At 63.2% G+C, this 14,322-nt stretch carries 14 protein-coding genes; 8 read left to right on the top strand and 6 right to left on the bottom strand.

Annotation, left to right across the window (positions count from 1 at the left end; genetic code table 11):
* The first annotated feature begins 41 nt into the window (after positions 1–41).
* Positions 42–245 (top strand): KTSC domain-containing protein, encoded by a 204-nt coding sequence (locus P9273_RS28930; RefSeq protein WP_278051875.1) that lies wholly within the window; start codon positions 42–44, stop codon positions 243–245.
* 175 nt (positions 246–420) lie between these two features.
* On the opposite strand, the gene P9273_RS28925 is transcribed toward P9273_RS28930, so the two are convergent.
* Complete coding sequence (locus tag P9273_RS28925) at positions 421–801, bottom strand: hypothetical protein (protein ID WP_278051874.1); 381 nt, start codon at positions 799–801, stop codon at positions 421–423.
* 29 nt (positions 802–830) lie between these two features.
* Here P9273_RS28925 and P9273_RS28920 point away from each other — a divergent pair, with 29 nt between their 5' ends.
* Positions 831–1,043 (top strand): hypothetical protein, encoded by a 213-nt coding sequence (locus P9273_RS28920; RefSeq protein WP_278051873.1) that lies wholly within the window; start codon positions 831–833, stop codon positions 1,041–1,043.
* Here the strand turns inward: P9273_RS28920 and P9273_RS28915 are convergent.
* The 5 genes from P9273_RS28915 to P9273_RS28895 all read right to left on the bottom strand — a co-directional run bounded on the left by P9273_RS28915 (position 1,040) and on the right by P9273_RS28895 (position 7,158).
* Positions 1,040–1,315, bottom strand: a complete 276-nt coding sequence (locus tag P9273_RS28915; protein ID WP_278051872.1) for a hypothetical protein — start codon at positions 1,313–1,315, stop codon at positions 1,040–1,042. The two genes, P9273_RS28920 and P9273_RS28915, sit on opposite strands and share 4 nt — an antisense overlap.
* Before the next feature lie 35 nt (positions 1,316–1,350).
* Positions 1,351–2,283: an NAD(P)/FAD-dependent oxidoreductase gene (locus P9273_RS28910; RefSeq protein WP_278051871.1), complete on the bottom strand. Its 933-nt coding sequence runs from the start codon at positions 2,281–2,283 to the stop codon at positions 1,351–1,353.
* A gap of 1,217 nt (positions 2,284–3,500) precedes the next feature.
* Positions 3,501–5,426: a (Fe-S)-binding protein gene (locus tag P9273_RS28905; protein WP_278051870.1), complete on the bottom strand. Its 1,926-nt coding sequence runs from the start codon at positions 5,424–5,426 to the stop codon at positions 3,501–3,503.
* A gap of 1 nt (position 5,427) precedes the next feature.
* Positions 5,428–6,390, bottom strand: a complete 963-nt coding sequence (locus P9273_RS28900; RefSeq protein ID WP_278051869.1) for an electron transfer flavoprotein subunit alpha/FixB family protein — start codon at positions 6,388–6,390, stop codon at positions 5,428–5,430.
* Between the two features lie 3 nt (positions 6,391–6,393).
* The gene (locus P9273_RS28895; RefSeq protein WP_278051868.1) at positions 6,394–7,158 is read right to left on the bottom strand and encodes an electron transfer flavoprotein subunit beta/FixA family protein; all 765 of its coding nucleotides are present in this window, start codon (positions 7,156–7,158) and stop codon (positions 6,394–6,396) included.
* A gap of 292 nt (positions 7,159–7,450) precedes the next feature.
* Between P9273_RS28895 and P9273_RS28890 the strand changes: the two genes are divergently transcribed.
* The 6 genes from P9273_RS28890 (at position 7,451) to P9273_RS28865 (ending at position 14,302) form a co-directional block, all read left to right on the top strand.
* Positions 7,451–8,656 (top strand): substrate-binding domain-containing protein, encoded by a 1,206-nt coding sequence (locus tag P9273_RS28890; RefSeq protein ID WP_278051867.1) that lies wholly within the window; start codon positions 7,451–7,453, stop codon positions 8,654–8,656.
* Positions 8,657–8,731: 75 nt separating this feature from the next.
* Complete coding sequence (locus P9273_RS28885) at positions 8,732–10,270, top strand: sugar ABC transporter ATP-binding protein (protein WP_278051864.1); 1,539 nt, start codon at positions 8,732–8,734, stop codon at positions 10,268–10,270.
* A complete protein-coding gene (locus P9273_RS28880; RefSeq protein WP_278051862.1) occupies positions 10,267–11,220 on the top strand; it encodes an ABC transporter permease in 954 nt (317 codons plus the stop codon). Before P9273_RS28885 ends, P9273_RS28880 begins: the two co-directional genes overlap by 4 nt.
* A complete protein-coding gene (locus P9273_RS28875) occupies positions 11,220–12,188 on the top strand; it encodes an ABC transporter permease (RefSeq protein WP_278051860.1) in 969 nt (322 codons plus the stop codon). Before P9273_RS28880 ends, P9273_RS28875 begins: the two co-directional genes overlap by 1 nt.
* Positions 12,189–12,219: 31 nt before the next feature.
* Positions 12,220–13,893 carry a GMC family oxidoreductase gene (locus P9273_RS28870; RefSeq protein WP_278051858.1) on the top strand — a complete coding sequence of 558 codons (1,674 nt, stop codon included), beginning with the start codon at positions 12,220–12,222 and terminating at the stop codon, positions 13,891–13,893.
* A 1-nt stretch (position 13,894) separates the two neighbouring features.
* Positions 13,895–14,302, top strand: coding sequence for a hypothetical protein (locus P9273_RS28865; RefSeq protein ID WP_278051856.1), 408 nt, complete (start codon positions 13,895–13,897; stop codon positions 14,300–14,302).
* The last annotated feature ends 20 nt before the right edge of the window (positions 14,303–14,322 follow it).

Below are 14,322 nucleotides of genomic sequence, written 5' to 3'. Positions count from 1 at the left end.
GGCGCGGCCGATCGTTTGCGATCTGCAACGATGGTTGCGCGATGCCATCCACCTCGATCAAGAAAACAGAGTACGATCCAGTCAGCAGGGTTCTCTCCGTCTGGTTCGTGGCCAGCGGCAAGCGCTACGATTTCGAGGGGGTGCCTCCGGAGACTTACTCGGCGTTCCGGTCGGCTTTTGTGAAAGGCCGCTATTTCAACGAACACATTCGCAATCACTTCCGCTTTCGCCGCATTCCGGACTAAGCGTCCATCTCAAGCGGTTCATGATCCGACTGTTCGTGCCAAAGCACCTGTCGCATGTCTCTGCAGTCCACGATTTGACCGCAGGTCTCGCAGCGATAGAAATCCGTATCGTTCTCGGCGCCGGGTGGAATATGTACGGTGACCGCGTGCTGCGGCCCGAGTTCAGAGAGCTTTGTCATTCGGTGAGCTTCTCCACCGTCGCAATGATGGCCTTGGCCAACGCCTCGGCCTCACGAATGGGCTCCGGGCCATAGAGGCCGTCCACCATCTCCCGGCTTGGCAGCACGCCGGCCGGACAGGTCAACTCGATGGCCATCCTGATGAGGCCGAGCGCTTCGTCTAAGTCCTCTGCGGAGGTCGTAACCCAGGGTAGTGCGAGAAGGTCTTCGAAGCTCTCCGGTTCAGCGTCAGTTACCCCGGAGCTTGTGGGCTTCGCGTTCAAGCGTCTTTCGGTCATTGCCATGCTGCTGCGAAAGGCTGGCAGCAGCTCGATCACGCGAGCGGCGGCAGCCCTCGCTTCGTCCAACCGGCCAAGCTTGACCAGCGCAGCCGCCAATTGCGCCGCTTCTGATCTTCGAGGAGACGTTGAACGGCCTCGATCCGGTCGCCGCCTGGGAGGTGAAGCGCGTCATCACCGCCCTCTGCGCGAGCGGGCGGCACGCCGACATCGTCTCGACCCAGGTGCTGGAGGCCCGCCGCGAGTTGTTGAATGAGCACAGTGGCGAGCCGCTTGCTGCTCCACCTTCGTCAAGGAACTATCCGCCCGCCAGAGCTGTTGACGCGACCACCGGGCGCTAGACCAGCGTGATCGGCATATAGCGGATAATTACCTTCTCCTGCCGGAAACGCCGCTCGAGTGCCGCGCGGCGGTCACGCCATTCGAGCAGGTCGATCTCCTCGGTCATGACTTCGAAGATGACGATCTTGTCAGCGTTTGACTCGGCGCCCTTTCTCCACAAACCGTCGGCAGGAGCCTGGAGATAGGCGGTAACGCCGTCGAAGCGGCTCGCCAGCTCTTCCTTTACCCTGTCGAAGTCTTCTTGAGGGAAAGGCTGGCCGCCGTTGTCCATGCAGGGAAGCAGTATCTGAACAAGGTGCATAGCGATCAACGACGAAAGCTGCGGTTGGGGTCTGCAAGGTGATTGTGAATGTCCGTCGCCGCAATCGCCGCGTGACCGAACGCTACCGCGATCTGGTTGATTTCGTTCACCACATCACCAGCGGCATAGAGACCGGGCACAACGGTCCGCTGATGTGCGTCTACAATGAGATAGCCCAGGTCGTCGCACGTCGCCCCGAGGTCGATTCCAAACTTAGCCCCGGTCCTGCATCCCATCGCTGGATAGACCGAATCGAATGTGGAGGTCGTTCCGTCGGAGAGCAGGACGACGGCGTGTTCGCCAAGGGGGCGGAGCGAGTTCGGAATGCAGGCCTTGAACCGGATTCCGGCTTCCCGGATCAGTGGGCCTGAACATCCGTCTATTCCACGCTTCCCGTCAGTCGCGAGTACGGTAACGTCGCGGGTGTAGGTTCGCATGAATAGCGCCTTCTTCGCGGCGTCTTTCGCTGGGCCCATTACTGCGACACGCTTGTCGATGACCTCGAAGCCATCGCAGATCGGGCAAAGGCGCATGGTCCCCCCTCTAATCATATCGGTAGCCAGTGGGATGTCAGGAAGTGTATCGACCACACCCGTCGCCAGGAGCACCGCACGGGCTCGAACGGGCGTTGGACCGGCAGCAACAAACGCGATTTCGTCGCGCTTAATATCTTGCACTGCTTCGTCCCTAAGCTCCGCCCCGCTCAGCAAGGCCTGTTGCCGCAAACGACATAGCAGGTCGGCCCCGGATATGCCGTCGGGGAAGCCGGGACAGTTTCGAGTAATCGGAATCAGTCTCGCACGGCTTTCACCGGCATCGAAAAGAACGATCCGCCGGCGGAAGCGGCCAAGATAAGTCGCGGCTGCGAGCCCAGCGGGGCCACCTCCAACGACCAAGCAGTCGATTTGCTCGCAGCGATGATGTCCGTGGTCCGTCATGGCTTAAATCCTGACGACCTTGCTTCGAACCTGAGAGCGGGTGCTGACAGCCTGCAGCCTGCTGGATCGGGATGGCTAAGGACCGCCTGGTTCTTCGCACCTATCAAAAGGAAATGCCTTCGAGGCGAGGGGGCGTTCCTCGCCAACTTGCGCATATGGAGTGGAAGCTTCAAGGTTAGTCTGCGCATAAACGATGCAGTCCTACGGCGTCCCGTCTCCACTTTTTAAAGCGCGGGCCGCCATTTGGTTCAGGAAAGATTCCCCCAAGGCACGCCGCTGCTTGTCTGGTCGCGCGCGATTGGCGTCCTCGATATCATCGAATGCCAACCCGCAAACGCAGCGCTTCGCGCTGGCTCTGCGGATCGCGCGACATGTGTTACTGGTGGTCGAAGGCGAAGCCTCTAATCTCAAGACCGTTCTTGACGGCCTCTCCAAGTCCCCCGCTGTCGCCAAATGAACTATGAGAAGGCCGTTCCGTCATCCATTTGGGACGGCCCTCATCAATGATCTCGTTTGTTTGCTCGCCTCGGCAACACAAGTACCGTCGGCGGCGTTATCTACTACCATTGACCACTCGCTCGGCTGGCTCGAGCAACCACCATATCTTCTTCGGCGCGAAGCGGTCCAGATTACGGCCGATGCAACGCCCGGGTTGTCCAGCTCAATCATCGCTGACCCGGACTTTCCGCTTTCTCCCAAACTGGCCGCGCTCACGCCCTTGGTGAAGATGTAGCCCTTTGTAGGATAGAAGCCGCTTGCATTGAAAACTACTCCTCTTCCTGATCTGTGGGTTCGCCAGACCATACGAGATCATACGAGGGGTAAGGGCTGGCTAACCACCCGCTAAACCATGATTTTCTTCTTGAGTTCCACGTCCTCAGCGACTAACATAATCGTTATTTGCCAATGGGTTACGAAGCAGTGCGCCAAAGTTGATTCAAGAAGCTGATTCTGCCACTGTGCATCGCATTTATCCCCGGAACGCAGCTTTGCGCACCTCAAGTCGGATTTTAGGCGCAGTTCCGCGCAGCCTGAAAGCGGACATTGTGAGCCACACGGCTAGCAGACTTGCCCAAAGTTCATCCCGACTACGCGGGACTTCCCATCTCCGGCATTGAGCGGTGCCTGAATGCGACGATGATCGTCTCGAATCGGGCGGCTTCGGGCGCGACGGTCTGGTTGCCGGAATGCTGGTTCGGCATCAAACCAGAAGACCATCAGGCACTAGATGCCTCGCGCAGGTTGATCAATTCGGCCACATCGAGGATACTCAAACTGCTTGCCACGCCAAGCGCGTCGGTGGCGGCGGTGTACATGACCTTGTCCTTGGGACAGGCGACGACGAAGATGCCGACACCCAGGCCAAGCGCCTCGCGGATGCGATTTTCGCTGGGACGTTCCTTGACGCCGTCGTCGCCCTGCCAGATGCGGCCGCCCCCGGCGCCGCAGCAGAAGGAATTCTCGCGGCAGCGCGGCATGTCGTGAAGAGTATAGCCCGCCGCCTTGATGAGGTCGCGCGGTGCATCGAAGCCGCCATTGTAGCGGCCGAGATAGCAGGGATCGTGATAGGTCACCGTGGCGCCGCCGGCCTGGGCGATGTCAAGCCTGCCCGCCGCGACCAGTTCGGCAAGCAGCGCCGTATAATGGAGCACCTCGAACTCCTCGCCAAAATGGCGATAGTCGTTTTTCAGCGCGTTGAGGCTGTGCGGATCTGTGGTGACGATCCGGTTGAAGCTGCATTCGCGGATCGCGTCGATGTTGGATTGGGCGAGCGTCTCGAACAGGCCTTCCTCGCCGGCGCGCCTCACGTCGTTGCCGCTGTTGCGCTCGGCATCGAAGAGAATGCCGAAATCGACGCCGGCGGCCGTCAAAAGCTCGGCGACCTTGCGGGTCACATTCTGGACGCGCGGATCGTAGGATGCGTAATCGCCAACGAACCACAAGATGTCGACCGGTTCGCTGCGCGCGTCCTTGACCGGGAAGCCGAGCTCCTTTGTCCAGCGCGCCCGCATCTTGGACGGCTTGCCCATCGAGTTCCCGAGACGCGTGAGGTTGGTCAGCGCGTCCTGTAGCATGGGGCTGACATGGCCTTCATCGACAAGATGGCGCCGCATGTCGATGATCTTGGGCAAATGCTCGATCTCGACCGGGCAGGCCTCCATGCAGGCCAGGCAGGTCGTGCAGGCCCACAGCGTCTCTTCCGCGATCACGCCGCCGACCAGAGGGCCGGACGCGTCGTTCGCCAGCGCGTCGCGCATGTCGGTGATCAGCATCTTCGGGCTGAGCGGCAGGCCCGAGGCATAGGCGGGGCAGACCGCCTGGCAGCGTCCGCATTCGGTGCAGGACAAGAGGTCGAGCTGCTGCTTCCAGTCGAATTGGGCAAGCGATGCCACGCCCGGATCCTCGCGTTCGGAAGGCACGGCGGGCGCGGTCCCGGCCGGTTCGAGGTTGCGAAAATAGATGTTCGGCGCGGCCAGGAACATGTGCCGGTGTTTCGAGCCCGGAATAAAGACGAGGAAGGCGAGGATGGCGCCGACATGGATCCAATAGGCGATGCGCTCCGCCGGATGGGCCGGAACGTCCAGGGCGTGCAGCAGATCGGCCGCCAGCGATGCGACCGGCCGCCATGATCCGTCGGCGCCGCCGACGATCCGCGCCCCGGCCTCGATCAGCAGGGACGAGACGATGAGCAGGATGAGCACATAGATGATCGCCGCATCGGCTCCGCTCGACCCCTTGAACCGCGCCGGCTTCAAGACGTAGCGCTGGTAGACGGCCAGGCCGAGGCCTGCCAGCATCAGCACCGCGAACAGATCCTGGAGCAGGGCGATCCAGCTGTCGCCGCCGATCGGCGCCAGCGAAAAACCGGGGAAGAGGCGCGAGCCGAACGCCTCGATCGTGACGGTGAACAGGACGAAGAACGAAACGAAGATCAGCGCGTGCAGGATCCCGGAGAGCGGCTTGCGCAGCATCTTGCGATGCAGGCCGACCGCGATGGCCACACCTTCCAGGCGGCGCCAGGGCTGGTCGAAGCGGCTTGCGCCCGGCGCCTGCGCCAGCGCTGCGATGTAGCGGCGGGAGCGCCACACCGTCAGCGCGATGGCCGCCAGCGTGACGATCCATAGAATTGGCGTTTCGCTCATATCAGCGGCCGGGCCGCAGCCGCTCGCTCAGATTGGCGACGAGATCGAACAGATCGCAGGTCGTGCCGAAATGCGCGACATTGAAGATCGGCGCCTTGGGGTCGGTATTCACGGCGATAATGAGATCCGACTTCGACATGCCTTCGAGGTGTTCGGGAGCGCCGGAAACGCCGAGCGCCAAATAGAGCTTCGGCTTGACCTTCTGGCCGGATTTGCCGACCTGCCGCACCTTGGGCAGCCAGCCGCTGTCCACCACCGGACGGCTGCCGGCGATCTCAGCGCCAAGGATATCCGCGAGACCGCGCGCTATGTCGATGCTGGCCTCGTCGCCAATGCCGCGACCGACGCAAACGATCCGCTCGGCGGTCGTGAGGTCGACGCTGTCATAGTTGGGAATATCGACGCCGACGAGACGGACCTTGCCTTCGGCGACGATTGGCGTGGCGTCACGGTGCTGCACCTTGGATGCGTCGACCGCGCGCCGTTCCGCCTCGGCGAAGGCGCCGGGATTGACCATCAAAATGGCCGGCAGGGATACGCTGCATTCGGCGAGAATCTTGCCGCCATAGACCTGCGCGATGACGGTCAGCCGGTCGCCGTCGCGGCGAATTTCGTTGGCATAGGAGACCAGCGGCCAACCGGTGCGCGCCGCGAGATCGCCGGCGACATCGAGCCCATTGGCGGAGTAGGGCACCAGCACCAGGTCGGACTCTTCGGCGGCAACGGCATCCTTAAGCAGCCTCGTATAGGATTCGGCGGCGATGAGCTGGGAATCGCCGACGCTCGCCGCGATGAGCCTATCGGCGGCGCCGAGGTTCGAGACGGCGGGCTCAGGGTCCTGCCCGGCGAAGAAAGCGACAACCTCATCGTCGGCCGCTCCTGCCGTCCGCGCGGCCGTGATCATTTCCAGCGAAAAGGGCTCGAGCTTGCCGAACGAGCCTTCAGTGCAGGCGACAATCCGCATCGCTCAAACCCCCGCAAAGCCTTTGGCCGCCAGGATGCTGGCCAGCCTGTCGGCGACATTTTCGGGATTGTCTCCCAGGTGCTCACCGGTGCCGCGCTGTCCAGGCAGTCTCAACGCGACGATCTCCGCCGACCGTTCGAACCCGGCGGGTTCGAACCTAGCCTTGCCTATGGTGGTTTTGGACGCCTCTCGCAATTTGCTGCCCGAGACATACCGCGGCGCCTTGGAAGCGGTCTGCACGCCGATCACCGCCGGTAGCGCGATCTCATATGTCGCGGCGATGCCGCCGCCGCGCTCCTGCGTCACGCGAAGGGCCGATCCCTCGATGCCGAGTCTGCTGGATCCAGAGACGTGCGGCCAGCCGAGCAGGGCGCCGGCATAGGGCACGAGCTGGCCGAAGAGATCCTCTGTGGACTGGACGCCGCACAGGACGAGATCGGCGGCCTTGGAGCGGGCGAGCGCGACGATCGAACCGGCAATGGCGCGCGAGTCGATCATGCCATCCGCTTGCGCATCAAGCGCGATCGCCTCGTCCGCGCCGCGGGCAACCGCCATCTGCAGCACACGGTTGCTGCCCTCGCCGATGGCGACGGCCACGACCGTCGCGCCGGACGCTTCCTTCAGCAGGATCGCTTCCTCAAGCGCATGGTCGTCGAAATCGTTGAGCTGGAAGTCCAGCCATTCGCGGTCGATGCCGCGCCCGTCGCTCGTCAGTTCGAGCTCGCCCGCGGAATCCGGAATCATTCGCAGCACAACGAGAATTTTCAAGCGTCGATCCTCCCCGGGCGTGGCTCAGGCTCCTGGTACCCGAGGCCTATTAGATCGCAACCATTGCCGTGCCCAACCGAGAAAATCGTAATAGCAGCTATTACAACTCAGGAGATTGACCTTCGAGGCGATGCGTTCGCTAATCCGAAGCGTTGGGAGGCTTGGGAAGTCGGTTGTCGCCGGGGCTCTATGTATTTATCGATATAAATTGCGAAACAGACCATAAATTTTCCAATTTTTATTTGGGTAGAGAACAATCGGCATCCGAAAAGATGTCAAGGAGGAGGAGAATATGACTATAAACAGTATATTGGATCAAAAAATATCTCGCGCGAGCTTCATCCGCAAGGCGCCTGCCGCTCTGGCGGCGGCCGGCGCCGTTTCGACCCTGGGGCTCGGCGCGACTGCCCCCGCCGCAGCGGAAGAAACCAAGCCGGGCTATTACGGTGTGCCGCGGACTTGGATCTGGAATCCGAATGCCAACTCGATGGTCGACACGTCGAAATGGAAGAAGGAAGGGCCCTATACGATCGGCTTCTCCAACGCCTCGATATCCAATGCCTGGCGTGTTGCGTTCCAGCACGGCGTATTCTGGGCCGCCGGCCAGCATCGCGACGAGATCGCGCATCTTCTGGCGACCGATGCCAATGACGATCCCTCGAAGCAGATCGCCGACATCCAGGACCTAATCAGCCAGGGCGTCGACGTGCTGCTGATCGCCGCCGCCACGGAAGACGCGCTGGACTCCGTCGTCGGCCGCGCCATGGAGCAGGGTATTCCCGTCATCATGGTCGATCGCAAGGTGAAGACGGCAAGCAACTACATCACCTACATCACCGCCTCGGACTGGGCGCTCGGCCGCCTCGAAGCCCTGTGGCTGTGCGAGACGCTCGGCGGAAAGGGCAACATCGTCATGCTGCCCGGCATCGCCGGCTCGAGCGTCGCCGAAATCCGCATCAAGGCGAATGAAGAAGTGTTCGGCAAGTTCCCCGGCATCAAGGTGCTGGAGAAGCAGTATTGCGACTGGAACCCCGCGACCGGCAAATCGGTGATGGCCGCGCTCATCCAGAAGCACGGCAAGGAAATCAACGGCGTGCTGGCCGACAGCGCGCTGCAGGGCTCCGGCGCCATCCAGGCCTTCCTCGCGGCGGGCTACAAGGACGGTGAAATTCCGCCGATGACCGGCGGCGACATCGCCTTGATGTATCAACTGGCCTCCCAGCACAACATCAAGATGGTCGGCATCGACTATCCGACCTCGATGGGCATCACCGGCATCGAAACCGTGCTTGACGTCATGAAGGGCATCCCGGTTCCCGAAAAGGTCGAGGTCAGCTTCAATGTGGTGACCTCGCCTGGAGCCGACACGGTTTCGGTCAAGGGCGACCGCCACCTTCTCGACCATGTCAGCATGAGCGACCCGGGCGATCTTTCGCCGAGCAACGGCTTGCCGGCCGGATACAATCCGAGCACGTTCAAGCCCGATTATCCGAAGTAAGCCTCCCAGCCTGACAGGGTGTGCGCTCCTTCGGGCGCACACCCTGGCGTAACCGGAATTTCGAGCGTCGGATAAATGGTCACTCCCGTCATCGAGCTCAGTCGCATCGAGAAGGAGTATCCGGGCGTAAAACCCCTGAACAGGGTGGATTTTGCCGTTCGTCCTGGCGAGATCCATGCTCTTCTTGGCGAGAACGGGGCGGGAAAATCCACTCTCATACGCGTCATGGGCGGTGCCATCAGGCCGAATGGCGGCAGCATGAGCTATCTGGGCAAGCCGGTCTCCTGGCAGTCGCCCAAGCAGGCGCGCGCGGCGGGCATCCACGTCATCCATCAGGAACTCGCTCTGTTTCCCGAGCTTTCGGTCGCCGAGAACATCCTGGTCGACGCGCAGCCGCGCAATGGTCTGGGGCTGATCTCCGGCCGCGCTCGCCATGCGCGGGCAGCCGAGATTCTGGCGCAGCTCGGCGTGAAGATCTCGACCCATGCCAAGATCGATGAATTGCCGCTGGCCGACCAGCAGATGGTCGAGATCGCCAAGGCGCTGGTCGGCGAGGTGAGGCTGCTCGTGCTCGACGAGCCGACGGCGGTGATCTCCGGCCACGAGGTCGATCTCCTGTTCGACAACATGCGGCGCCTCAAACGCGAAGGCGTTGGCATCGTCTATGTCTCGCACCGACTGGAAGAGATTTTCGAGATCGCCGACCGCGTGACGATCCTGAAGGACGGGCAGGTGGCGGGCACCGGTCCGGTCGGCGATCTGACGCGCGACGAGATGATCACCAAGATGGTCGGACGCCGCCTCGAGCAGATTTATCCGCCACGCCGCAAGGCGCCGGCCGGCGGGCCGGACATCCTCAAGGTCAGCAACCTTCGCGCCGGCCACCGCGTCCGTGACGTCAGTTTCGCGGTCAAGCCGGGCGAGGTCGTCGGCATCGCCGGCATGGTCGGCTCGGGCCGCACGGAAGTGGCCGAGGTCATCTTCGGCACGCGCGACCTAGATAGCGGCTCGATCGAATTCGAGGGCAAGCAGTTCGATCGGCGCATTCCGCGCGAGGCGATCCGCAACGGCGTCGGTTTCCTGACCGAGAACCGCAAGGACGAGGGGCTCTTCCTCGGCCTGCCGATCTCGGCGAATGTCTTGGCGCCCGATCTTGCAGGCGTCACCAGGCGAGGCCTGATCGACCGGCGCAGCGAGCGCGAAATCGCGCTCGAGCAGATACGCAACTTCGCCGTGGCCGCGCCTTCGCCGGAGGTTAAAGTCGGCAATCTTTCCGGCGGCAACCAGCAGAAGGTGCTCTTCGGCCGCTGGTCGCGTATCGCCCGCAAGCTGCTCATTCTCGACGAGCCGACGCGCGGCGTCGACATCGGCGCTAAGGTCGAAATCTATCGCATCGTCCGCAACCTCGCGGAGCAGGGTGTGGGCATTCTGATGATCAGCTCCGAACTGCCGGAGATCATCGGCCTGTCGGACCGCATCTTTGTCATGTCGCAAGGCCATGTCGCGGGCGAGATCGACGGCGCCTCCGCCACCGAAGAGACGATCATGGATCTCGCGGTGCGCTCGGTCGATCGGCGCGAGAGCAAGGCGGCGCGGCTGGAGCAGGTCGCATGAGCGCCGTCGTCGCCGAATTCCGCCGCAACCGGCTTTCGCTCTCCTATGTGATCGTGGTGGCGTTGCTCATCCTGCTCGTCGTGGCCGGCGGTTTCCTGTCCGACCGCTTTCTCACCTGGCGCAATTTCGGCAACCTGTTCCAGCAGCTCGTCGTGCTGGGCATGGTCAGCCTCGGCCAGACATTCGTGGTGCTCCTGGGCGGCATCGACCTTGCGGTCGGCTCGCTGGTCAGCGCATCGACGGTCTTCATCGCACATTTCCTCGAATGGCGGCCGGACCTGCTCTGGCTGGCTCTGCCGCTCGCCTTGATCGCCGCGACGGCGATCGGCGCGCTCAACGGCCTGCTCACCATCGTGCTGCGCGTCCATCCGCTGATCGTCACGCTCGGCATGTCGTCGATCATCTTCGGCGGCACGCTGATGTACAACAAGGAACCAGGCGGATCGGTCCCGCGGGGCCTGGCCGACTTCTCCTATGCAAAGCTGCGGGGCATCCCGGTGACCGCGATCGTCCTCGTCGCGATCTTCGCCCTTGCCGGCCTCTGGCTCCAGCGCTCGCGCTCGGGCCGCAGCATCTATTTCGTCGGCGGCGACCGCGAGGCGGCGCGGTTGAACGGCCTGCCGGTGAACCGTATCGTGGTCATGGCCTATGCGCTCTCCGGCCTGTGCGCCGGGCTTGCGGCGATCTTCCTGACCGCCCGCACCGGTGTCGGCGACCCGCGCATCGGCACCGCCTTGACGCTGCAGTCGATCACGCCGGTGGTGGTCGGCGGCACGGTTCTCGCCGGCGGGCGCGGCGGCGTCCTCGGCACGCTGCTCGGCGTGCTCCTAGTGACGATGCTCAACAATTTGCTGAATTTCCTCAACGTGTCTTCCTATTACCAGTGGGTGATCCAGGGCCTGATCATCATCATCGCCGTCAGCATCCACACCACGAAGCGGAGGCAGTGATGGCGCCTCTGGAGACACCTCTGCCCCGCTCCCGAGGCGTGTCCGTCGCCTCGGTTTTCGAGCGCTATGGATTGATTGTCTTCCTCGTCGCGCTGCTGCTGGTCGCGGCCGCGCTCTCGCCGACCTTCCTGCGGCCGGCCAACCTGGTCAACGTGCTCACCATCGCGGCCCCGCTCGGCATGGTGGTTGTCGGCCAGACCTTCGTCATCCTGGTGCGGGGGCTCGACCTGTCGGTGGCTTCGCTGATGGCGACGGTGGCCGTGCTTGCGACCGCCTTCAAGGCAACGACCAACGATGCGATCCCGATGATCTTCGTGTCTGCGATCGCCTTCGCCGCCGTTGTCGGCCTCGTCAACGGCTGGCTGGTTGCCAAGCGCAACGTCAGTCCGTTCCTTGCCACGCTGGCCGTGATGATCATCCTGCAGGGCATCCGCTTTGCCTATACGGGCGGGGCGCCGATCAGCACGCTTCCGCCGGGCATGGGCTTCCTGGCGTCGGGCCGCATCCTCGGCATCCCGGTCAACCTGATCACCTTGGCGCTGCTGGCGATTGTCTTCGGCACAGTGCTCCACCGCTCGCGTCTCGGGCGCGAGATATTCATGGTGGGCAGCAATCCCAAGGCGGCCTTCCTCAACGGTGTCGCGCCCGATCGCGTCATCATCTTCTGCTACGTCATCTGCTCCGTCTGCGCCGGCATAGGCGGCCTGTTCCTGCTTGGCTATGTCGGGACGGTCTCCAACTGGGTCGGCCAGGGCTATGAGCTCGACTCGATCGTCGCGGCGGTCATGGGCGGCGTGGCGCTCACCGGCGGACGCGGCAACGTCTTTGCCGCGCTGCTCGGCGTCGCGGTGCTGGTCGTCATCAACAACCTGGTGCTTTTGCTGGGCTTCCCGATCGAGATGCAGCTCATCATCAAGGGCATCATCATCATAGGCGCGGCTGCCTTCTACCGCACGCGGCTCGCATGAGCCAGTCGCCAGCCATCGAGGGAGGTATCAAATGAATGTCGAGAGCCTGAGCGAACGCGGTGCCCGCGCGCGGCGCGACGAGGAAGTGGATGTCGCCATCGTCGGCGCCGGCCCTTCCGGTTCGGTCGCCGCGCTTCATCTCGCGCGGGCCGGCTTTTCGGTGGTCGTGCTGGAGCAGGGGGAGTGGCCCGAATACAACGACTACACGGGCGCGCGGCCGGAGCACGAGCTGGTCAGCACCAAGCTCTGGCACCCCAATCCCAATGTGCGCGACAACCCAAACGACTATCCGGTCGACACTTCGACCACCGATATCAATCCGCTGATGTTCGCCGGCGTCGGCGGCAGCGCCACGCTCTATGGCGCGCAGTGGATGCATTTCCTGCCCTCCGACTTCCGTGTCCGTTCGCTCGACGGCGTCGCCGAGGACTGGCCGTTTTCCTACGAGGACCTACTGCCCTACCAGCTCGAGATCGAGCGCGAGGTCGGCGTGTCCGGCCTTGCCGGCGATCCGGCCTTTCCGCCGCGCGGACCCTATCCGTTTCCCGCGCTGCCGATCGGTTCCGTGGGCCTGCGCGGCGCGCTCGGCATGGAGCGCATGGGCTGGCACTGGTGGCCGGGGAGCAACGCGATACCCTCCGAGAAATTCGGCGAGTTGAACGCCTGTGTGCGGCGCGGCACCTGTCTCACCGGCTGCCCCGAGGGCGCGAAGTCGACCACCGACCGCTCGCACTGGCCGCTTGCCTTGAAAGCCGGCGCCCGGCTCGTTACCCGCGCGCGCGTCAAGGAGGTCGAGACCAACGAGCAGGGGCTTGCCACCGGCGTCGTCTATGTCGACGCCAATGGCCGCGACCGGCGCCAGCGGGCCAAGGTGGTCATCCTCTGCGCCAACGGCGTCGGCACGCCGCGGCTGCTCTTGATGTCGGGTGGAGCGAAGCATCCGGACGGGCTGGCCAACTCGTCCGGCATGGTCGGCAAGCGGCTGATGATGCATCCCTTCGCCAGCATCCTTGCCTCCTACGAGGACCCGTTGGACTCCTGGCGCGGCCCGTTCGGTCAGCAGGTCTATTCGCTCGAATTCTACGAAACCGACGAGCGGCGCGGCTTCGTGCGCGGATCGAAATGGAACTGCATGCCATCGGGCGGCCCGGTCGGCGTGTCGGGCGCCATCGGCTCCAAGGTCTATGTCGCCGAAGAAGGCCGTTTCCAGGACTTCTGGGGCGCCAACCTGCATGAGAACGTCGCCCGCCGCTTCGGCCATTCGCTGATCTGGGGCATCGTCGGCGAGGACCTGCCGGAAGAGAACAACCAGGTGGTGCTGTCCAAGGACCTCGTCGATTCCGACGGCCTGCCGGCGCCGCAGATCGTCTACAAGGTCAACGAGAACTCAAACCGCCTGCTTCAGTTCAACATCGATCGCTGCCTGGAATCGGTCCATGCCGCAGGCGCGATCGAGACGCTCGTTTCCACCCCGGTGCGCGAATCCGGCTGGCACCTGATCGGCACGACCGTGATGGGCGACGACCCCAAGCGCTCGGTCGTCGACCAGTGGGGCGCCAGCCATGACGTGCCCAACCTCTACATTATGGACGCCTCGACCTTCCCGACCTCGGGGGCGACCAATCCGACCGCGACGATCATGGCGGTGGCGCTTCGCAACACGCGTCGCATGATTGCCGAACGGCGCAACCAGAAGGTCGCCTGAGATGAGCAAAGATAAGACTTTCCTCGCCCTTGCGGATTTCCTCATTCCGGCTCATGGCGACATGCCGGCGTTCGGTTCCGTCTGCAGCTTCGCCGATGCCGAAAAGGCGCTCGATTTTCGCGTCGATCTCAAGGAAGGGTTCGATCGCGGGCTTGACGCCGATCCGGCGTTGAGCGCGGAAGCGCATCTCGAAAGGCTCAACAGGGAGGACGGCGCTGCCTTCTCGGCCGTCACGACGATCGCCATCTGCACCTATTACATGAACCCGCGCGTGCGCGAGCTACTCGGCTATCCCGGCCAGGAAAGCGTGCAGTACGATTCCAAGGCGACGCAAATCTACCTCACCGACGGCTCGCTCGGCCATGTGCTGGCGCGCGGTCGCAAATACCGGCCGACACCCGGCCTCTGATCCCTCCCAAGCAGAAAGGA

This window comes from Mesorhizobium sp. WSM4935 (assembly GCF_029625735.1).
Classification (GTDB): Bacteria; Pseudomonadota; Alphaproteobacteria; order Rhizobiales; family Rhizobiaceae; genus Mesorhizobium.
This window is presented reverse-complemented; position numbering and strand designations above follow the sequence as displayed.